We start from the raw sequence: 19700 nt of genomic DNA, 5'->3' as shown, positions 1-19700 counted from the left end.
CTCCCCCCGCGATCCTGCTCAAGACCGGAGACCACCATGACGCGCAGCCACACGATTCCCGCCTTGACCCTCGCCTTCGTCCTGTCGGCGGGGGTAGCCCACGCGCAGGCGATCCGGATCGGCGTCAACGAGCCCCTCACCGGGCCGTTCGCGGCATCGGGCACCTACGTGGTCAACGGCGCCCGGATCGCCGCCGACGAAATCAACGCCAAGGGCGGTGTCTTGGGAAAGAAGCTCGAACTCGTCGTCGAGGACAACAAGAGCAACCCCACCGAGGCAGCGGCGGTGGCTGAAAAACTCATCACCAGCGACAAGACCCCGGTGCTCATGGGGGCCTGGGGTTCGAGCCTGACGCTCGCGGTGATGCCCAAGCTCGCCGATTACGAGACCGCGATGCTGGTGGAGACGTCGTCGTCGGGCAAGATCACCACCTCGGGCAATCCGTACGTCTTCCGCATCTCGCCGCCCTCGGCCCTGGAAGCCGAGGCCTTCGCGCCGATGGTGGAGAAGCTCGGGCTGAAGAAGGTCGATTTCCTGGCCATCAACAACGACTGGGGCCGGGGGGCGGCGGCCGATTTCGGCAAGATGCTCAAGGGCAAGGGCGTCACGGTCGGCCTCGTGGAGACCATGGACCAGGGCGCGCAGGACATGAGCGCTCAATTGTCCAAGCTGAAGGGCTCGGATGCCGACACGATCATGATCACGGCCGCCGTCGACCAGCTGACGCTTCTGTTCAAGCAGATGGCGGCGCTCGGCCTCAAGAAGCGGATCATCACCACCGGCGGCTCCCAGAACCCCGACCAGATCATCGCCCAGGCGGGCAACGCCGCCGAGGGGACGATGCATCTCACCACCTTCCTGCCCTGGTACCCGGACAAAACCCCGAACCCGGCGGCCACCGCCTATTTCATCGGCGAATGGAAGAAGCGCGGCTTCGAGTTCGCCGGCGTCACCGAGAGCTTCCGAGGCTACGACGGCATCCGCGCCATCGCGGCGGCCATCGAGAAGGGCGGCGCCGCCGATGCGGCCTCGATCAAGAAGGGCTTCTGGTCGGTCGATTTCACCGGCCTCAACGGACAGATTCGCTTCGCCAAGGCCGGCCCCGCCGGGTCCGAGAGCGGCCAGAGCAAGCCGGACGTCTATCTCGTCAAGATCGACGGCGGGAAGGTCGTGGTGCCGACGCTTTAGCCGGGCGCATGCCTCCCGGCTCGCACCCCTCGGGTATCACATGCGGAACAGGCTCTTCTCCTTAGGGCTACTGGATTCCCCCATCTGTTTTTGCACGCAGAGCGCGTCCCTCTCCCCCTTGTGGGGAGAGGTTAGGAGTGGGGGTGGCTCCGCTAGCCCCCGCAAGCTGAGGGTCGCTCAACCACCCCCACCTCCAACTCCTCCCCACAAGGGGGAAGAGGGCCGCCCATCCCGCGCAATTGCCGTCACGCTGACGGACAGGGACCCGCGCCAAGCTCGCTGACTCTGCACTGACGCTCAGCCGACGACCGTATCACCTGCTTACAGGCGAGGCCTCGATGACCGAATTCCTGCAGCACCTCCTCAACACCCTGGTCCTGGGGGGAACCTATGCCCTGCTCGGCATCGGGTTGACCCTGATCTTCGGCATCATGAACGTGGTGAACTTCACCCACGGCGCCCTCTACACGGTGGGCGCCTACGTCATGTACCTCGCCGTCACCGCCCTCGGGCTCGGCTTCTTCGCCGCCCTGCCGACCGCGATCCTCGGCGGCCTCTTGCTCGGCGCAATCCTCGACCTCGTGCTGCTGCGGCCCTTACGCGGCGCCGACATGGACACGACCATGCTGGTGATGATCGGCGCCGGCATCGTCCTGCAATCGGGCACGCTCTGGCTGTTCGGCGGCGTCGCGAAATCGATCCCGACGCCGTTCCCGGATGCGCCGCTCCAGCTCGGACCCGTCTCGGTGTCGTGGCTGCGGCTGTTCGTGCTGGGCGCGGCTCTCGCGCTGATCGGCCTGACCTACTGGCTCATCAACCGGACCCGCCTCGGGCTGGCCATGCGGGCGACCTTCCAGGACCATGACACCGCCTCTCTGATGGGGGTCAACGTGCGGCTCGTCTACACCGCGACCTTCGCCATCGGCTCCAGCCTCGCGGCGGCGGCCGGCGCACTCCTCGGGCCTGTCTATGTGGTGTTCCCGCAGATGGGCGGCATGGCCGAGCTGAAGGCCTTCGCCATCGTGATTCTCGGCGGGCTCGGTAACATCACCGGGGCGGCCATCGGCGGCTTCATCCTGGCGCTGGCCGAGGAACTGGGCGCCGGCTACATCTCCTCCGGCTATCGGGACGCCATGGGCTTCCTGATCATCATCGCGGTGCTGATCTTCAAGCCGACCGGCCTCTTCGCCAAGGCGGAGCGTATCGGATGACCCGGCACCTCCCCGCTCTCGCCCTCCTGGCGGCGCTGGCCGCCCTGCCCTTCGCGCTGGGCCACAACCCCTACCTGCTGAACGCGCTGATCACGACGGGCATCGTCACCATCGCGGCCATGAGCCTGAACCTGCTGCTCGGCTTCACCGGGCAGCTCAGCCTCGGGCACATCGCCTTCTTCGGCATCGGCGCCTATGTCAGCGCCCTTACGAGCCTCGGCTTCGACGTGGAGCTGCTCTGGGGCCTTCGCATCGTACACGAGCCGTGGCCGCCTGTGGTGGGCTTCGGCCTCGCCGTGCTGGCGACGGCCGCCTGCGGCTACCTCGTCGGCCGCCTGTCCTTCCGGGTGCGGGGTGCCTATTTCGTCATCGTGACGATCTCCTTCGCCGAGGTGGTGCGGCTCGTCGCCCTCAACTGGGTGGAGCTGACGCAGGGCCCCCTGGCGCTGACGGGCATCCCACCCTTCAGCCTCGGCCTGCCCGGCCTCGGCTCCGTCACTCTGCGGACGAAGCTGCAGAACTACTACCTCGTCCTCGTGGTCGGCACGCTCTGCTACGCCCTCATCGCCCGCCTCGTGCGTTCGCGCTTCGGACGGGCCATGCGGGGCCTGAAGGAGAACGAGTCCCTGGCCCTCTCGGTCGGCATCAACGCCACCCGGACCCTGACCCTCGCGGCGGTGATCTCGGCGGCGATGGCGGGGGCGGCCGGCAGCCTCTACGCCCATTACCTGCGCATCATCGATCCCGACGTGTTCCTGTTCTCCACCACGGTCACCATGGTCATCATGGTGGTGGGCGGCGGCAAGGGGACGCTGCTCGGCCCCGTCGTCGGCGGCCTGATCTTCGGCCTGCTTCCCGTCGCCCTGCGGCCGGTCATGGTGCCCGAGGCGCAATGGATGGTGTTCGGTCTCGTGCTGATCGTGATCCAGTTCGTCATGCCCCGCGGCATCGTGCCAGGGCTCACTCGCCTCGCCACGCGCCGTCACGCGCCCGGTGGCGCACCCGCCCGGATGCCCGTAGAGGCCAGGCCATGAGCGAGATCCGCGCTCCCATCCTGTCGGTGGACCATGTCGGCGTGCGCTTCGGCGGCCTCGTCGCCATCGCCGACCTGCATTTCGACGTCCATCCCGGCGAGATCGTCAGCCTGATCGGCCCGAACGGGGCTGGCAAGACGACGGCCTTCAACGTGATGACGGGCTTCCTGAAGCCCAGCCAGGGTCAGGTCCGGTTCCGCGGCACCAGCCTCCAGGGGTTGCAGCCACATGAGATCGTCCGTCTCGGCCTGAGTCGGACGTTCCAGCGCACCAGCGTGTTCCCCGACGACACCGTGTTCGACAATGTGATGATCGGCCTGCATCGGCGGGGCCGCGCGCGGCTGGTCGACACGCTGCTCGGGCGGGACCGCACCGGCGAGGCGGCTCTGCGAGACCGGGCCCGTGAACTCCTCGACTGGGTCGGGCTCTCCGGCCGGGCCCAGGAGAAAGCCGGGTCCCTGGCCTATGGCGAACAGCGCCTCGTCGGGGTCGCGCTGGCCCTGGCCACCGAGCCTGCCATGCTGCTGCTCGACGAGCCGGTCTCCGGCATGAACGCCTCCGAGACCCAGGTCTTCGTACGCCTGATCCGCTCGATCCGCGAGCGCGGCGTCACCATCCTCCTCGTCGAGCACGACATGCCGATGGTCATGGAAGTGTCCGACCGGATCGTGGTGCTGAATTACGGCCGCCTCATTGCCGAGGGGCCGCCGGCGGCGATCCGATCCGATCCGGCCGTGATCGAGGCCTATCTCGGCCAGGGCAGTGCCGCCCGCGAAGCCGCACAGGCCGCCAGGGAGACGATCGATGCTTGAGATCCGCGATCTCGTCTGCGGCTATGGCACGGTGACGGCCCTGAAGGGGCTCTCGCTCAAGGTCGAGGAGGGACAGCTCGTGGCGTTGGTCGGCGCCAACGGCGCCGGCAAGTCGACGACGCTCCGGGCCGTCTCGGGACTCATCCCGGCGCGCTCGGGCAGCATTCACTTCGCCGGCCGGGACATCACCGGCACCGACCCGCGCAAGGTGCTGGCCCAGGGCATCGCCCATTGCCCGGAGGGGCGGCGGGTGTTCCCGCAGATGAGCGTCGCGGAGAACCTCGCCATGGGCGCCTACCTGCGGCGCGATCCGGCCGGGGTGTCCGCCGATCTCGCGCGCATCTATGGCGAGTTCCCGCGCCTCGCCGAGCGCAAGCACCAGGCTGCCGGCACCCTTTCGGGGGGCGAGCAGCAGATGCTGGCCATCGGCCGTGCGCTGATGTCCCGCCCCCGGCTCGTCCTGTTCGACGAGCCTTCGCTGGGGCTCGCCCCCAACATCGTCGAGCGCATGTTCGCCGTCATCCGGGCGATCTGCGACGCCGGCACCACGGTCCTCCTCGTGGAGCAGAACGCCTTCGCGGCCCTCGAACTCTGCGACTACGCCTACCTGCTGGAGACTGGCCGCATCGTACTGGCGGGGCCGGGCTCTACGCTGATCGCGGACCCGCATGTGCGCCAAGCCTATCTCGGCGGTTGAAGGCGGGGCCTGGATCCATGCCTGCCGGATCGGGGCCCTGGACGGCCGGGCCATTCTCCCCGTCTTCGTCGCCGGGCGCCATCTCGTGCTCGTGCGGGACGGTGACGGCATCTTCGCGGCGGAACGGGCCTGCCCGCATGAAGGGGCGGATCTCGCCCTCGGCCATTGCTCCGGGGGGCGCCTATTCTGCCCAAGGCACGCGGCATGGTTCGCGCTGACGGACGGTGCCGTCTCGCCGGGATGGTTCTTTCGCGACCTCCGCACCTACCCGACCCGCAGGAAGGGGGGCGATATCCAGGTACGGATCGAATCCGACGGATGAGGGCGCATGGCATCGCCGGGTTCGCTCGCCGAGACGATCATCTCGGCGCCGCGGCGATGAAGCCCAGTGATCAGAGCGCCTTCAGAAAGATCGGCCAGCGCGGATCGTTCATGATCGAGCGGGCCCGCATGTGTTTCCAGATTCCGTATTTGTAGAAGTCGAAATCGAGGGTGGAGATGGTGTTCTGCACCATCGCCCAGGTCGACCATTTCACGTCGGCAAGTGCTTTGTGCACCATCAGGCGGGCGAACGATGCCTCGTCGTAGCGCCCGAAATACGCCTCGATCAGCTCGCGATCGACGCTCTCGGGGAAGAACATCTCTCCGCTCCAGATCGCGAGGTCGTAAAGGCGATCGTTGTTGGAGGCGTATTCGAAGTCGATCAGCAGGATGGAGCCATCCTCGCCAATGAGGAAGTTGCCCGGCATCGGGTCGTTGAAACAGGGTACGAGATCGAGACCGGAGGCTTCGAGCGCCGACTGCGCCAAGCGCGTCTGGCGCGTCAGCCACACATGGTCGGGCGGCATCGGTGCCCGGAGTTCGGCCACCTGCCGGTCATGTTCGGCGATCATGTCGAACACGGTCTTGGTGAGGGGCAGCAGCGGCGCCGCGTGGAATCGGCGATAGACGCCCATCGCCTCGGCCCGCAGGGCGGGGTCGGCGAAGTCGCGGTGGGTCGACGGACGTCGGCCATCGACGAACTCGGCGATCTCGATGTCCCGTGCGTCGAGATGATCGAAGGTACGGGGCCCGAGTCCGATCGCTTCGGCCTGCCGGCTGGCGGCGCGGGCGGCGGCGCGATCGATGAACATTTCCGTTCCGCGACCGGGCATCTTCACGAAATAGGCATGCGGTTCGCCACCGATCTCGACGCGCCAATTCATGTTGCTGATGCCGCCCAGGACCGGGCGATAGCGCATGGGGCGTCCCTGCCATGGCGCGACCGAGCGGAGAATGGCCTCGAAGGCGCGTTCGGTATCGGTGGTGCCGCCGCCCAGGGATATCATGCTCGCCTCGTCACAGGGATCTCAGGCTTTCCTCGAAACCCGGTCCACCGACCCGCATCCGGCACCGCAGGAAGCGCCAGGCCGCATATTTGCGGAATTCCAGGGCGCGACGGGGTGACAGGCGGTCCATAGCCAGGGCCCGGAGGCCCCAATGGAGATCGTCGGCGGCGGCATAGGCCCGGCAACGGTGGAAGATGGCGTCGCGGTAAGCCCCTTCCGCCATCTCGATCGCAGGCTTCATCTGGGCGTCGAGCTGGCAGGCCTCGTTGAGAAAGGCGCCGAGCTGGTAATGGGGGTCGGTGTCACAGGCCATGTCGAAATCCACGAGCTGGAGCGCGCCGTCCGGGGAGAACAGCAGGTTCGAGGCATGGGGGTCGGCATGGGCCGGACGGATCTCGGTTCCGGCGGCTGTCAGCGCCGCCTCGATGGCGTCGACCCAATCGAACAGGAACCAGGAATCCTGCGGCAGGGTGTCGGCCTCCTCGCCGAGGAATGCGCGAAGCCCGCGGATCGCCTCGAAGACGCTCCAGCGACGTTCGAACGGTTCGCCGGCACCGATGCGCCGCAAGGCCTCGAAGACCGTGATCATGCGCTCGGGCCGGCGCAACGCGTCGAGGGTGGCGGGACGCCATTCGGGGCCGAGAGACTCGAACAGGATCGCGCCCTCCGCCTCGGCCAAGTGGAGGGGGCGAGGCGCAAGACCCAGGGAGGCGATCCGTTGCGCTGCCCGGAAGGCAGCGGAGGGATCGAGCAAGGCCGCGGCCGCTCGCTCCCCCACCTTCAGGAAGTAGCGAGGTGCCGCATCCACGGCCTCGCCGACGAGGTACGAGGTCGATTCGACGCCGTGATAGGACGGCGAGGCGACCCCTGGCACAGCCTCCCGATAATGGACCGCCCTCCCCGCCAGCATGGGCGCGGCGGCAAGGGCCGCTTCGGCAAGGCGTTCCTGCGTATCCGCCGGCATGCCGAGCGCTTTCACCGGCGCTCCTTCTCCACTTCGAGGACCGACAGGCCCTCGTTGGCCAGGATAAGGAGCATATCCGCCAGGACCTGCGTGCCGAAGGCATGATCCTCCGGCGTGGTGAACTCGGTCGGGTGGTGGATCACGCCGCCGACACTGGGGACGGCCAGCACGATGGAGGGACACACCGCCGCAAGGCTGATCGCATCATGGCCGCCGATCGTGTCGAGGGATCGGGCCGGGGCGCCGTTGGCGTCGCTCGCGCGCTCGGCGAGGTGGACGAGACCGGGCGACATCCGTCCCGCCGCGCGGCGGTCGATGGAGCGGACCTCATGCCCGACTTCGGCCCGTGCGACCGCCGCCTCGATGCTCGCCAGCAGGCGCGTCTCCGCCTCGGCCAGGATCGCCTGCGATCCGGAACGGAGCTCGATGAACAGCACGGCCTCGCTCGGAACGGTGTTGGGCGAGTTCGGATACACCTCCATCCGGCCGACGGAGGTGTGCAGGTCGAGCCCGAATTCCCCGGCCAGCGCCTTGAGGTCGGTGATGACATAGGCCCCGGCCAGGAGGGCGTCGTGGCGCGCCGCCATCGGGGTCGGCCCGGTATGGGCCTGCCGCCCAAGGAAGGCGAGGCGATACTTCACGGCTCCCCAGAACCGCGTGAAGGCACCGAACCGCAGCCCTTCCCGCTCGAGGACCGAATCACCTTCGATGTGCAACTCGAGATAGGCGTCTGGAATCGGAACGGTATCGGTCCCGGCATAGCCGATGCTCTCCAAAGCTTCGCCGACCGAGATCCCCGCCCCGTCCCGCCGGTCGAGGGCCCAGGCCAGGTCCGCCGCTCCCGTGAAGACGCTGCTGCCGAGGAGACTCGGCTGGAAGCGAGCCCCTTCCTCGTTGGTCCAGTTGGCGACCACGAAGTTGCAGGCGGACCGGCCGCCGCTCTTTTCCAGAGTCTCGCGGACCGCCAGGATGGCCTCGCAGGCGGAGATCACACCGAGTGCGCCGTCGAAACGGCCGCCATTGGGCTGGCTGTCGATATGGGAACCGACCATCACCACGGGGGCGTTGGCGCTGGCCAGATCGAGGCGCCCGAACTGATTGCCGATAGGATCGACCTTTTCCGCGAAGCCGTTCTTGCGGAACCACGTGGCGAGCCAGTCGCGCGCCTGTCCGTCTTCGGGCGAGAGGGTCAGGCGGGTCATGGAGCCGTCCGCTCCGCCGCCGAAAACGGAGACGGCCTCCATCATGGCCTGGAGGCGCGCGGGGTCGATCCGTACGGAAGAGGGTGAGGTCGTCTCAGGCATGGATTACATCCACTTGTGTGCGCTGAAAGGCCCGCGCGATATCGCGCGTGAGAGGGGCGTTGGTGACGAGGGTGTCGACGGCGTCGAGGCCGAAGGTGCGGATGGTGCCGAGCCGGCCGAACTTGGAGGAATCGGCCAGGATGACGGAGTGGCGCGTGCGCTCCACGGCGAAACGGCGCAGGACCGCCTCGTCCTCGCCAAGATCCATGAACCCGTGCGCGTGATGCACGGTGACGATGCCCATGATGGCTACGTCGTAGATGTGCTCGCGCAGGACGGCGAGCGTGCGATGGCCGAACAGGGCCCTGTAGTCCGGCTTCATGTCTCCGCCCAGCACGGTGACCTGCGCCTGGGGATCGCCCGCCAGAAGCGCTGCGATGTCGATGGAGTTGGTGTGGACCCGGATGCGCCGGCCCAGCAACTTGCGGGCGAAGGCCAGTGTCGTGGTGCCCGCATCGATGAAGACGGTCATGCCGTCCTCGACGAGTGGCAGGGCGGCCTCTGCGATCCGCGCCTTTTCCCGGGCGCCGACCCGGACACGTTCATCGAAGGGCCTGTCGCTCTCTCTCCGGTCGAGGACGGCCCCGCCATAGACCCGCCGCGCATGGCCACGCAGTTCGAGGTCGCGCAGGTCGCGCCGCACGGTCTCGGTGCTGATGGCGAGCCGGGTCGCGAGGTCCTTCACGGTCACCCGCCCGTCGCGTTCGAGCGCATCGAGGACGAGATCGAGGCGACGCCCGGTAATCCCCATCGCAGGCATTCCCTCCTTTGCCGCCGATCCGGGGCCATGTGCCCCGGTCCCGACGCCGACCGGGAGATGGGCCCGCCGAAGGAACAAGCCGTGCATCAGACGAGTCCGGCGACACGGTTCGGGGCGGGATCCGTCTCGAGATGGCAGGCGGCGAGATCGCGCGATCCGCGCACGCCGAGGTGCGGGCTCAGGGTGACGCAGGTCTCGAATGCCTGCGGGCAGCGTGACCGGAACGAGCAGCCGGTCGGCAGGTCGATCGGGCTCGGGGGCTCGCCCTCGAGGAGACAATCCTCCGGCCGGTAGCGCCGCTCCTCCAGGGTTGGCATCGCCGACAGCAGGGTCCGCGTATAGGGATGGCCGGGATCGAAGAAGAGGCGCTCGTTATCGGCGAGTTCCACGACCTCGCCGAGATACATCACGGCGATACGGTTGCAGGCTTTGCGCACCATGGCGAGGTCGTGGCTGATGTAGATGTAGGTGAGGCCGTGCGCGCGCTGGAGCGTGTCGAACAAGGCCAGCAATTTGAACTGTTCCGTCTGGTCGAGGGCCGAGAGGGTCTCGTCCATGAGCAGGATCTCCGGGTCGAGCACCATGGCGCGGGCGACGTTGATGCGCTGGCGCTGCCCGGCGGAAAGCCCGAGCGGCAACTGGTCGTAGAGCGAGACGGGCAACCCCACATCGTTCATGACGTCCCGTACCTTGTCGCGGATACGCCGGGCGTCGCGCCAGCCATGAGTGCGCAGGGGCGCTTCGAGCATCGCACCGATGCCCGTGCGCGGAGGCAGCGAGTCGAACGGATCCTGGAGCACGAGCTGAAGCTTGCGCCGGAAGGCGAGAAGCTCGGACCCGGAAAGCCCTGCAATGTCCCTCCCCTCACACAGGACCTCGCCGCTGCTGGGCCGCTCCAGGCGGCTGAGCAGGCGCATCAGGGTGGACTTGCCGCAGCCGGATTCGCCGACCACCGCGAAGCTGTCGCCCTTGTGGATGTCGAAGGTGACGTGGCGAACCGCGCGCAGCGCGCTCGTCCCGGCAAAGCTGCCGCGCTTCTTCACCCGGTAGGTCTGCGACACGTCCCGCAGGCTGACGATGGCGGAGCCCGGCATTACGGCCTTCCGCGGGATGGCCGGCACCGTCGGCCGCGCGCTCCAGATCGCAGGGATCTGCGCCACGAGTTCGCGGGTATAGGGATGGCGGGGCGCGGCGATCAGCGCTTCGGTCGGCTGCTCCTCCACCAGCCTGCCCTCATCGATGACGAGGATACGGCTCGCCGCCTCGCGGGCGACGGGGAGCGAGGACGAGACGAACAGGATCGCGGTGTCGAACCCCTCGGTCAGCTCGCGCATCAGGCGGATCACCTGGGCGGCGACGGTGACGTCGAGGGGCTGGGTCACGTTGTCGGCGACCAGAAGCGCCGGGTTCGAGATCATGGCGTCGACGATCAGGGCCCGCTGCATCATTCCGCCGGAGAATTGCGACGGGTAATCGTGAAAGCGCGCGCTCGCCGAGGGAATGCGCACCGCGTCGAGCATCGCGATCACGCGGTCCTGTGCTTCGGCCGCATTCACCTCCGGCGCCACTGCCCGGATCTTCTCCACGATCTGGCGCCCGACCGGGAGGGTCGGATCGAGGGCACCCATGGGATTGGCGCCGACATAGGCGATGTCGCGGCGTAGCCGCCGCATCTCGCGCGGGGGCAGCGTGAGAAGGTTGCGGTCGCGGAACCGAACCTCGCCGCCGCCGATGACCAGGGGCGGGGCGATCCAGTTGACCACCGCCCGGGACAGCACCGTCTTGCCGGCGCCGGAAGCGCCGACCACGCCGACGATCTCACGTGGCGCGACGTCGAACGAGATGCCGTCGAGGATTCGGCGCTCGCGCCCCGGAAGGTTCAGGTCGATCCGCAGGTCGCGGACGGAGAGGACGGGGCCCATCAGGCGCCTCCGTGAATCGTGTTGCGCGCGCGCTCGAAGGCAGCGCCGATCAGGTTGATGCTGGTCAGCGTCAGGCACAGGAAGACTCCCGGCATGGTGGCGATCCACCAGGCATTGAGGAGGTACTTGCGGCCATCGGCGATGATGTTGCCGAAGGTCGGTGTCGGCGGTTGCACGCCGAGACCGAGGAATCCGAGCGTCGACTCGAAGATCATCATCCGGGCGACGTCGAGCACCGAGGTGAAGAGCAGCGGCGGCACCAGTAGGGGCACCAGCAGGGTGAGGATGATGCGCGGGTGCGTCGCCCCGGAGACCTGCGCGGCCCGCACGTATTCACGGCCCCGCTCGGCCATGACCATCGACCGCATCACCCGGGCATAGACTGGCCAGTTCGACAGGCCGAGTACCAGGATGATTGCCGGGATCGTCGGACGCGAGACGCCGAGCACCGCGATGGCCAGGATGATCATCGGGATCGAGAGTTGCGCGTCGGTGATGCGCATCACCACCGTATCCGTGCGACCGCCGAAATAACCCGCGATCGTGCCGAGGGCACAACCGATCAGGAGAGTGACGGCGACCGAGGCAACGCCGATCAGGAAGGAGTAGCGCAGGCCGACGAGGCTGCGCACCAGCATGTCGCGGCCGATCTGGTCGGTGCCGAGCGGGTGGGCCCAGCTCCAGGTCTCACCGACGAACAGCGGCGGCAGCAGGCGCGCGCGCACGTTCATCTTCAAGGGATCGATGCCGCTGAGCTCGGGGTAGAAGGCAGCGGCGAGGGCGAGGAGCGTGAACAGCGCGAAGCCGATGCGGAACTCGGTGGAGCGGCCGGCATGCGAGAGGATGCGCCGGCCGATCGAGCGGGAGGCGGCGACGTCGACCCGCAATGGCTGGGCGACCAGGGTGGCGTCGAGGGCGCTCATCAGTATTCGAGCCTCGGATCGATGGAGGTGGCGGCGAGATCTACGAGGATGTTGATGAGGACGAAGATCGCGCTGGTGACGATCGCGATGCCCTGGATCAGCGGGAAGTCGCGCTGCAGCACCGCATTGATGGTGAGCAGCCCCAGACCGGGATAATCGAAGATGTATTCGACGATGATCACGCCGCCGAGCAGGCTGGAGAACTGCACCCCGAGCAGGTTGAGCAGCGGGACGGAGGCGTTGCGCAGGGCATGGGCGGCGACGATCCGGCTCGGCGACAATCCGCGGACATGGCCGACGGCGACGTAGGATTCGCTCATCTGCGCGGCGACGGCCCCCGACAAAGTCCGGATCAGCACCGGCGACAGTTCCACCGCGAGCACCAGGGCCGGCAGCACGGTGTAGGAGAAGCCGCCATAGCCGATCGCCGGCAGCCAGCCGAGCTTCACTGACAGAAGCAGCGCCAGGACGATGCCGAGCCAGAAATTAGGCAGCGAGACGAAGACCGACGAGACGGTGAAAGCCAGCTTATCGGCGATGCCGCCCGGGTGCAGGCCCGCCGCGATCCCGAGAAGGCTGGAGAAAACGAGGGCGAAGAGCAGGGCCAATGCCGCCAGTTGCAGGGTCATCGGCAGGGCATCGAAAATGAGGTCCAGGACCTTCGCACGCTCGCCGCGGGTGGTGTCGTTGAAGGTCGCGCCGCCGGTCGACGCGCCGTTGGCCGGCCGCACGAAACTCTGGCCGAGATCGCCCTGGACGACGCGCACCATGTAGCGTCCGAACTGGACCGGGATGGGATCGCGCAGACCCATCTGGGTGGCGATCTGCTCGATCAGGGCTTCGGGCGCCATGCCGCCGGCCATGAGCCGCACGGGATCGCCCGGCACGACCCGAAGCAGCGTGAAGATCAGCAGCGAGACCAGGAAGATGATGACCGCACCCTGCGCGAGGCGCCGGGTGAGGAAACTGAGAACGAACATCGGGTGCGGGTCCGGTGACGGGTTCGGCAGGGCGCGACACGGCTCCCGCCGGAGCGGACCGTGTCGCGCGCCCGACGCGCATGGGATCGGGCTGGTTGCTCAGACCGTCTTGGAGGCGTCGATGGAGCCGTCGGGGTAGACATAGAGACCCTGCAGCTCCTTCTGCATCGCGTGGATCATCACGGAGGTGAACAGCGACAAAGCCGGCACTTTCGCCGCGAGGAGCGGCATGGTCTCGTCCTGAAGGATCGCCTTGCGTGCTTCCAGCGTGGGCGCGGCCCGCTCCTTGTCGAGGCTCGCGTCGATCGCGGCGTCCTCGATGCCGGTGATCCGGTGCGAGGACGAGTGGAAATGGGTGCGCAGCACCAGATCCGGCTCCGGCGAGCCCGTGGACCAGCCGCAATCGACCATGTGGCCCGGGCCGCCGCCGGGGCGATGGTAGAGTCGCTCGTTCCATGCCGCCGGTTCCAGGACGGTGAGGCTCACCGGGAACCCCTGCTCGTTGAGCATCGCGGTGATGACCTCGCCGTATTCCTTGGTCTTCGGGTAGAAACCCACCGACGTGATGTATTCGAGCGGCGGCAGCCCCTTCCCCTTCGGGAAGCCGGCCTCGGCCAGCAGCGCCTGCGCCTTGGCGGGGTCGTAGGCCGGATAGTTCTTAAGATCGACGTAGCCGAATTTCACGGGCGAGACGTAGTTCGCGGATGCGTGGCCGGCCGCACCCAGAAGCTCGACGATCATCGCCCGGTCGATGGAGTGGCAGGCCGCCATCCGGACGCGCACGTCGTTGAAGGGCGGTTTGGAGCAGCGGAACCAGAGATACTTGTTCTCGACGGAGACGACCTGATTGATCGCGATCTTCGGGTTGGCCTTCACGGTCTCGACCTGCTCGGGCTCGAGCCGTTCGACGATCGAGGCCTGCCCGTTCATCAGCGAGAGCATCCGGGTGGTCGAGTCGCCGGTGAAGGTGAAGTCGATGCCCGGGATCGCCGGCTTACCCTTGAAGTAGCCGTCGAAGGCGGCGAGGACGGTGCTGTTGCCGCGCTGTTCGACGAAGCGGAACGGACCCGTACCGTTGAGCCGGCGGGTCAGGGCGCCGCCCGGCCCTTCCGCGATGTCCTTGGCCGACATGATCGGCAGGAACGACGCCAGGAAGATGAAGAGATGGGCGGGATAGCCGCCCTTCGACGTGTCGACGATGACGGTCTCGTCGTCGGGCGTCGTGATGGTCAGCGTGTCGGTCGGGCCGGGATACCATTGCGCCGGCCGGTCCTTGCCCGAGCCGTATTCCAAGGTGGCCTTGACGTCCTCGGCCTTGAACGGTTTGCCGTCGTGGAAGTGGATGCCCTTGCGCAGCTTGATCTGCAGGCGGGTGGGCTCGATCAGCTGGATATCGGTGGCGAGCTCGTAGACCACCTTGCTCGGGTCATCGAGCGTCATCGGCGTGCGGGTGAGGAAGCCCATCACGAATCCCTCGATGTTCTTCTGCGAGAGCGTGGTGTGAGCGGTTGGATCCCAGTTGCCGGTGATGTTCTCGGCGGACAGGAACACCAGCGGCTTTCCCCCTTGCGCGAAAGCGGAGGAGATCAGGAAGTCCGGATTGATCTGGCTGACACCGGCCAGTGCCGCACTGCCTTGCAGAAAACGCCTGCGATCAATCCCGTCGGCCATCCCGAAACTCCCAAAGCCACGTATCCGTCAAAGTGGTCAAAAACCACAAAGCACGGCGCGTGCCAGAGCGCTCGAACCGGTCAAAACGGTCATGGAGCGGATGGTGGCAGGGTCGGGGCGAGAGGAAGACTCCCGATCGACGATCCACTTCTCTCGTGCCGTCGATGGGCGGGGATCAGCGAAGGGTCGAGCGTCGCGACGAAGGGGCGATGTGAGCAGGGCTCTGGCCCGGTTACGGGCCTGCGCTGCATCGGCGCGTCGGTGGAGGACAACGCCAGCCTCTCTCATCTGCCGGGTCGACGAGGCTCCAAGAGTTCGACGAGGCTCCAAGAGTTCGACGAGGCGCCATGAGGCAGCCTCGCTGCATATCGTCACCGCGTCGCGGCAACCGGTCAGGCCGATGCTCCGTTCGGGGAATTCCTGCATCGGGCCGCCGCGCTACAAGCGCGAGGTTGCGCCGTGACGGCCGGCGGGAGGGAGCCTGCCACGCGGCGCCCTTATCGATCACGCGGCCTCGGAAAGGCTCCGCTCGGCGACCACGAGGGCGCGGCCCAGCTTGATCGCTCCGTGGTGGCGGCGGTCCGCGATCGCGTCGTGAATCGCGAGCAGGTGGGGGGCGAGCGACGGGCTCGTCCGCATGATCTCGGTGGCCTGGCGGGCGAAGAGGTCCTCGGCCTCGGCCGGGTCGTCGGCGAGGTAGAGGATCTGCAAGGTGACGCAGAGCATCTTCGCGGGCGTGTCGGCCTCGCTCTCCTTGATGACCTCGGATTCGCGCAGGAACTTGCAGTGGGTCTCGATGAGGAAGTCGGAGCGCCGCGATCCGTTGCGGATGAGCGCGCCGTTGATGAGGAAGCCCTCGTAGGGCTTGAGGTCGAGGCGCAGGGCCATGGCGGTGAATCCCTTCTGGAAACGGGCCTGGATCGATCGTCGGATGGGGCGGGGACCGGCGCTGACCGCCGGTCCCCGTAAGTGCGCGCGCTTAGCGGAGGAGCTGGAGGATGCCCTGCTGGGCCGTGTTGGCCAGCGAGAGCGCCGAGGTGGCGATGGAGTTGCGGGTCGACAGCGCCTGTGAGTTGGCGGCTTCCTCGTTGAGGTCCGCGTTCACGAGGTTGGCGGCGCCGGTGTCGAGGATGTTGATCAGGTTCTTCGAAAAGTCCTGACGGTTCTGCACGATCGACAGGTTGGCGCCGAAGGTCGAGGACTGGGTCCGCAGCTGGGTCGTGGCTTCGGACAGCTGCTCGATGGCGGCGTTGATATCGGTGTCCGACTGGAACCCGCCCTCGACGGCGTCGAGGCCGAGGCCGGCGGCATCGAACTTCACGCCCTGGATGTCCAGCGCCGAGGTGTTCTTCTCGTTGAAGGCGATGTGCAGGGTGTTGTCGGCGGCGCTGTTGCTGTTGCGGAACAGCAGGTTGACGCCGTTATAGCCGGAATCCTGGGCCTGCTGGGTGATCTTCTCGAGGATCAGGTTGAACTGCTGCGCCAGGGCCGAGCGCACCGAACTGGTGCCCTTGCTGCCGCCCACATCCGTGCCCGACGCCGTCTGGGAGGTGGCGCCGGATCCAGAGACGCCGAAACCGATATCGACACCTGCGGTTCCGCCCGTCGTGACTTGGGCGGCCTGGATGGTCAGCTTCTGGTCGGAGCCGGAGGACTTCGTCGAGATGACGAGCTTGCTGTTGACGTAGCTCGCCTCGACCTTACCGGCGAGACCGGTATCGGCGTTGATCTGGTCGTTGATCGCCTTGGCGATGGCGGTCTGGCTGGTGGCGGCCGAAGTGCCGAGGTTCGTGTTGTTGAGCGTGATCAGCTTGAGCGGGCCGGTGCCGAGCTTCAGGGTGAAGGACGCGTCCTTCGTGCCGCTGAAATCCTTGGTCACGGTCTGCTCGGTGCCGACGATGGAGGCCTTGGACGAGCCGTCCGTCGCCTCGGTGCCGGAGGCGGTGACGCCAGCGGCGGCGGTGCCTCCGCCCGCGGCGGGGGTGCTGCTGGCGGTGGTGGTGGTGCCGAGGCCGAGGCCGGCGGTGTCGCTGGTCGCGGTCAGGGTCGGAGCGGCGGCGCCGGTGCCGACGGCGTTCGATTTCACCTGGAGCTTGTCGTCCACGAAGGAGACGGTGGCCTTGATGCCGCCGGTGTCGAGCTGGACCTGGATGGCTTCGGCGACCTTGTCCTGCGTCGCCGCCTCGCCGATGGCATTACCATCCTTGTCGAGGCTGGTGGACGAGACCGTAACGGCCTTGGTGCTGGTGCCGTCACCGATGGTGAAGGCGCTCGACTTGCCGCCCGACAGGTCGATGGAACCGGCTGGGATGCCGGTCGCGGTCACGGGCTCCTCGCCGGCAACCGCCGAGCCGATGCCGAGCCCCGCAGCGCCCGTGCCGTCGACACCGCGCGTCAGCGTGACGGTGCCGCTGGTGCCGACCCCCTTCGAGGTGAATTCCAGTTTGTTGGCATTGAAGGCGGCGGTGACGTTGACGCCGGCTTCGTCGAGCTGTGCCTGGATCGCGGCCTTGATCTCGTCCTGACTCGGGTCTTCGCCGAGTGTGCTACTGCTGGAGGGGGTGTCAGAAGCGATCGAGATGTTGGCCGTCTTGGTGCCGTCGCTGATCGAGAACGTGTTCGCGGTGGTGGTCAGGGCAAAGAGATCGCCCGATGCTCCAGAGACCGCCGTACCGGTCGCAGTCACCTTCGCGGCGGTGCTGGCGGACGGCGTGGTCGCCTCGTTGGTGGCCGTCAGCGTGTTGGCTGTGCCGAGGCCGAGGCCGATCGTATCGGAGGCGTTGGTGATCTGCGGGGCTGCGGCCGTATCGTTCGGCCCGACGAAGGTCAGCTTGTTGGAGCTATCGATGTAGGCGGAGTATTCCGAGCCGCTGAGCTGGTTGTTGATGGCCTCTACCAGCGATTGCTGGTTCGGGTTGGTACCGATCGCGGTGCCGGATGCGTCGAGCTTCGCCGCATCGATGGTGATGGTCTTCGGCGTCGTGCCGTCGGTGACGGTGAACGTGGCGGATTTGCCCTCCGTCAGGTCGGTGTTCGCGGCGATCGTCCCGGCTACCGTCGTCGAGGGCGCGCTGAACAGGCCGATCTGATCGGTGAGGTTGTTGCCCTGGGTCGTGAGGACTGGGTCGCTACCAGCGCCGACGGCCGCGTTCTCGAACTTCAGTGCACCTTCCGTGCCTCCGGACAAGGTCGCGACGATTCCCGATCCGGCGGCCGTAAGCTGCCGCTTGACTGCTTCGAGGATCTTATCGTCGGTGATGCCTGTCGTTCCAAGAGCAGCCCCGTTCGCGTCGAGCGAGTCCTTGTTGATCGTGATGTTGATGGTCTTGTTGGCGACTGCGTCGGTGACCGAAAAGGTCGTGCTCTGACCGGCGCCGAGGTCGGATGTTTCGGGGACTGCAGTAGTGGAAGCTACGGCACCCTTGACCGACGCTGTACCGGTGGTCAGTGTCTGGGCGGCTACCGCGGTACTGTCGGTTGAGTCCGTGGAATCCGCCGCCGCGGGAGAGCTCGCGACCGGCGTGCTCGCGGTGAAGGTGCTGAAGCCGATGCCGGCCGCGCTGTTGCCGCCCGTGGTGTCGATGCCGCCGATCACGGAGATCTGCGCGTCGGGGCCGACATCGGCCGACTTGAATACGAGGCTGTTGGTGCTGGACAGTTCAACCGTCGCGGTGGAGCCGCTATCCTTGAGCTGCTTGTTGATCGCCTTTGCGACATCCTCCCGCGAGGCCGAGGCGCCGAGCGTACCGCCGAGCTCGTCGGTGGCCGAGTTCTTGTCGAGCTGCACCTGGACCGAGGTGTTGCCGTCGCTGACCACCAGGGAGGCGCTGCCGGTGGAGAAGTCCGTGGCGACGGCCAGGGCGGCATTGGCGGTGACGGTGGCGGAGGTCGGCGTGGTGGTGGACTTGCCGTAGCCGATATCCATGGTGGAATTGGCCGAGCCCGCCACGGTCAGGCTGGCGGACGCGCCCGTCGTCGTGGTCGCGAAGGTGATGCGGCCGTCGGGGCTGGTGCCGGCCGTGACCTTGCCGGCCAGCGCGCTGTTGTTGGCGATCTGGCCGTTGATGGCGGTGAGGAGCTGGTCCGACGTGATCTTGGAGAGGTCGGTGCCGGACGAGGCGAGGGTCGCGGAATCGATGCGGATGGTCGACTTGGTGCCGCCGAGGGTGATCTCGAGAGAGGCGTCCTTGGTCGGGCCGGAGAAGTCGAACGTGGTTTCGCCGGTGGCGTCGGTGGTGCCGAGGGAGGCCAAGGTCGAGGTGCCCGTCACCTTGGCAGCCTGCTCCGTCGCGCCGCCGCTGATGCCGCTGCTGCCGCCGGTCTTGTCGGCGAGCGCCTGACTGGCCGTGGACTTGGCGGTTTCGAGAAGCTTGGTGATCGAGGTGATGCCCTGGCTCGCCGCCTGGATCGCCTGGACGCCGTTGGAGATGCCGTCGAGCAGCGAGCTGATGTCGCTGGAGCGCGCCGACAGGCTCTGCGCCGTGAAGAAGTTGGTGGGGTTGTCCAGCGCCGAGTTCACCTTCTTGCCGGTGGAGAGCCGGTTCTGGGTGGTCGAGAGCAGGTTTGCCGTGTCCTGGAGCGAGAGCAGGTTTTGGCGCGTTGCGGATGTGAGGGTGATGCTGCCGGACATCGGGCGGATCCTGTTGATCGAGACATCGCCCTGTTGGCGACGCCCCAGACAGGGGGTGATCCACTTATCGACATCTTAATTGATGCTCGAATTGTGTTTGTATTGAGGGGCAATGCGTCTCACCTAAGTAGCATAGTGTCTCAAATCGTCTTTAGGTTACTTCGTATCTCAAACATAGTCGTTTTTGTCTCATAATCGAGCCCCCATGCGGATTGGCCTGCTTGCCTTGGTCGCCGGCCCGTTTCAAATGACCCTGACGGCCGGCCGGATCACAAT

At 67.0% G+C, this 19700-nt stretch carries 16 protein-coding genes; 6 read left to right on the top strand and 10 right to left on the bottom strand.

The genetic code is table 11. The features are described 5' to 3' along the window. Positions 1 to 36 precede the first annotated feature (36 nt). The 6 genes from ASF32_RS22430 (at position 37) to ASF32_RS22405 (ending at position 5264) form a co-directional block, all read left to right on the top strand. A complete protein-coding gene (locus ASF32_RS22430; protein WP_056433986.1) occupies positions 37 to 1188 on the top strand; it encodes an ABC transporter substrate-binding protein in 1152 nt (383 codons plus the stop codon). Positions 1189 to 1526: 338 nt separating this feature from the next. After that, positions 1527 to 2399, top strand: coding sequence for a branched-chain amino acid ABC transporter permease (locus ASF32_RS22425; protein WP_056433983.1), 873 nt, complete (start codon positions 1527 to 1529; stop codon positions 2397 to 2399). After that, on the top strand, positions 2396 to 3433 hold the full coding sequence (locus ASF32_RS22420) for a branched-chain amino acid ABC transporter permease (RefSeq protein ID WP_056433980.1): 1038 nt from the start codon (positions 2396 to 2398) through the stop codon (positions 3431 to 3433). The genes ASF32_RS22425 and ASF32_RS22420 overlap by 4 nt, the downstream gene beginning before the upstream one ends. Further along, positions 3430 to 4245 (top strand): ABC transporter ATP-binding protein, encoded by an 816-nt coding sequence (locus ASF32_RS22415; protein WP_200919231.1) that lies wholly within the window; start codon positions 3430 to 3432, stop codon positions 4243 to 4245. The genes ASF32_RS22420 and ASF32_RS22415 overlap by 4 nt, the downstream gene beginning before the upstream one ends. After that, the gene (locus tag ASF32_RS22410) at positions 4238 to 4942 is read left to right on the top strand and encodes an ABC transporter ATP-binding protein (protein WP_056433977.1); all 705 of its coding nucleotides are present in this window, start codon (positions 4238 to 4240) and stop codon (positions 4940 to 4942) included. The genes ASF32_RS22415 and ASF32_RS22410 overlap by 8 nt, the downstream gene beginning before the upstream one ends. Continuing rightward, a complete protein-coding gene (locus ASF32_RS22405; RefSeq protein ID WP_156467936.1) occupies positions 4914 to 5264 on the top strand; it encodes a Rieske (2Fe-2S) protein in 351 nt (116 codons plus the stop codon). Before ASF32_RS22410 ends, ASF32_RS22405 begins: the two co-directional genes overlap by 29 nt. Positions 5265 to 5334: 70 nt before the next feature. Here ASF32_RS22405 and ASF32_RS22400 read toward each other — a convergent pair whose 3' ends face one another. The 10 genes from ASF32_RS22400 to ASF32_RS22355 all read right to left on the bottom strand — a co-directional run bounded on the left by ASF32_RS22400 (position 5335) and on the right by ASF32_RS22355 (position 19424). After that, positions 5335 to 6270 carry a phosphotransferase gene (locus tag ASF32_RS22400; protein WP_056433974.1) on the bottom strand — a complete coding sequence of 312 codons (936 nt, stop codon included), beginning with the start codon at positions 6268 to 6270 and terminating at the stop codon, positions 5335 to 5337. A gap of 10 nt (positions 6271 to 6280) precedes the next feature. Then, entirely contained in the window at positions 6281 to 7249 is a 969-nt protein-coding gene (locus tag ASF32_RS22395) for a phosphotransferase (RefSeq protein ID WP_056433965.1), read from the bottom strand. Next, positions 7246 to 8538, bottom strand: coding sequence for a Zn-dependent hydrolase (locus tag ASF32_RS22390; protein ID WP_056433962.1), 1293 nt, complete (start codon positions 8536 to 8538; stop codon positions 7246 to 7248). The genes ASF32_RS22395 and ASF32_RS22390 overlap by 4 nt, the downstream gene beginning before the upstream one ends. Next, the gene (locus tag ASF32_RS22385) at positions 8531 to 9298 is read right to left on the bottom strand and encodes a DeoR/GlpR family DNA-binding transcription regulator (protein ID WP_244477933.1); all 768 of its coding nucleotides are present in this window, start codon (positions 9296 to 9298) and stop codon (positions 8531 to 8533) included. Before ASF32_RS22385 ends, ASF32_RS22390 begins: the two co-directional genes overlap by 8 nt. Before the next feature lie 86 nt (positions 9299 to 9384). Beyond that, complete coding sequence (locus ASF32_RS22380) at positions 9385 to 11220, bottom strand: ABC transporter ATP-binding protein (protein ID WP_056433959.1); 1836 nt, start codon at positions 11218 to 11220, stop codon at positions 9385 to 9387. After that, positions 11220 to 12143, bottom strand: coding sequence for an ABC transporter permease (locus tag ASF32_RS22375; RefSeq protein ID WP_056433956.1), 924 nt, complete (start codon positions 12141 to 12143; stop codon positions 11220 to 11222). The genes ASF32_RS22380 and ASF32_RS22375 overlap by 1 nt, the downstream gene beginning before the upstream one ends. Beyond that, positions 12143 to 13123 carry an ABC transporter permease gene (locus tag ASF32_RS22370; protein ID WP_056433953.1) on the bottom strand — a complete coding sequence of 327 codons (981 nt, stop codon included), beginning with the start codon at positions 13121 to 13123 and terminating at the stop codon, positions 12143 to 12145. Before ASF32_RS22370 ends, ASF32_RS22375 begins: the two co-directional genes overlap by 1 nt. 99 nt (positions 13124 to 13222) lie before the next feature. Beyond that, on the bottom strand, positions 13223 to 14794 hold the full coding sequence (locus ASF32_RS22365; protein WP_056433949.1) for an ABC transporter substrate-binding protein: 1572 nt from the start codon (positions 14792 to 14794) through the stop codon (positions 13223 to 13225). Positions 14795 to 15298: 504 nt separating this feature from the next. Further along, positions 15299 to 15682 carry a flagellar biosynthesis repressor FlbT gene (locus ASF32_RS22360; RefSeq protein ID WP_056433946.1) on the bottom strand — a complete coding sequence of 128 codons (384 nt, stop codon included), beginning with the start codon at positions 15680 to 15682 and terminating at the stop codon, positions 15299 to 15301. Between the two features lie 91 nt (positions 15683 to 15773). Beyond that, a complete protein-coding gene (locus ASF32_RS22355; RefSeq protein WP_056433943.1) occupies positions 15774 to 19424 on the bottom strand; it encodes a flagellin in 3651 nt (1216 codons plus the stop codon). Positions 19425 to 19700 lie beyond the last annotated feature (276 nt).

This window comes from Methylobacterium sp. Leaf91 (genome assembly GCF_001422815.1).
GTDB lineage: Bacteria > Pseudomonadota > Alphaproteobacteria > Rhizobiales > Beijerinckiaceae > Methylobacterium.
The sequence above is the reverse complement of the archived record's forward strand: the minus strand, read 5'-3'. Positions and strand labels throughout refer to the sequence as shown.

Excerpts from the sequence above, each read along its gene's own strand:
- ASF32_RS22430 (WP_056433986.1), top strand. The coding sequence starts at position 37 with ATGACGCGCAGCCACACGATTCCCGCCTTGACCCTCGCCTTCGTCCTG.
- ASF32_RS22425 (WP_056433983.1), top strand. The coding sequence starts at position 1,527 with ATGACCGAATTCCTGCAGCACCTCCTCAACACCCTGGTCCTGGGGGGA.
- ASF32_RS22420 (WP_056433980.1), top strand. The coding sequence starts at position 2,396 with ATGACCCGGCACCTCCCCGCTCTCGCCCTCCTGGCGGCGCTGGCCGCC.
- ASF32_RS22415 (WP_200919231.1), top strand. The coding sequence starts at position 3,430 with ATGAGCGAGATCCGCGCTCCCATCCTGTCGGTGGACCATGTCGGCGTG.
- ASF32_RS22410 (WP_056433977.1), top strand. The coding sequence starts at position 4,238 with ATGCTTGAGATCCGCGATCTCGTCTGCGGCTATGGCACGGTGACGGCC.
- ASF32_RS22405 (WP_156467936.1), top strand. The coding sequence starts at position 4,914 with ATGTGCGCCAAGCCTATCTCGGCGGTTGAAGGCGGGGCCTGGATCCAT.
- ASF32_RS22400 (WP_056433974.1), bottom strand. The coding sequence starts at position 6,270 with ATGATATCCCTGGGCGGCGGCACCACCGATACCGAACGCGCCTTCGAG.
- ASF32_RS22390 (WP_056433962.1), bottom strand. The coding sequence starts at position 8,538 with ATGCCTGAGACGACCTCACCCTCTTCCGTACGGATCGACCCCGCGCGC.
- ASF32_RS22385 (WP_244477933.1), bottom strand. The coding sequence starts at position 9,298 with ATGCCTGCGATGGGGATTACCGGGCGTCGCCTCGATCTCGTCCTCGAT.
- ASF32_RS22380 (WP_056433959.1), bottom strand. The coding sequence starts at position 11,220 with ATGGGCCCCGTCCTCTCCGTCCGCGACCTGCGGATCGACCTGAACCTT.
- ASF32_RS22375 (WP_056433956.1), bottom strand. The coding sequence starts at position 12,143 with ATGAGCGCCCTCGACGCCACCCTGGTCGCCCAGCCATTGCGGGTCGAC.
- ASF32_RS22370 (WP_056433953.1), bottom strand. The coding sequence starts at position 13,123 with ATGTTCGTTCTCAGTTTCCTCACCCGGCGCCTCGCGCAGGGTGCGGTC.
- ASF32_RS22365 (WP_056433949.1), bottom strand. The coding sequence starts at position 14,794 with ATGGCCGACGGGATTGATCGCAGGCGTTTTCTGCAAGGCAGTGCGGCA.
- ASF32_RS22360 (WP_056433946.1), bottom strand. The coding sequence starts at position 15,682 with ATGGCCCTGCGCCTCGACCTCAAGCCCTACGAGGGCTTCCTCATCAAC.
- ASF32_RS22355 (WP_056433943.1), bottom strand. The coding sequence starts at position 19,424 with ATGTCCGGCAGCATCACCCTCACATCCGCAACGCGCCAAAACCTGCTC.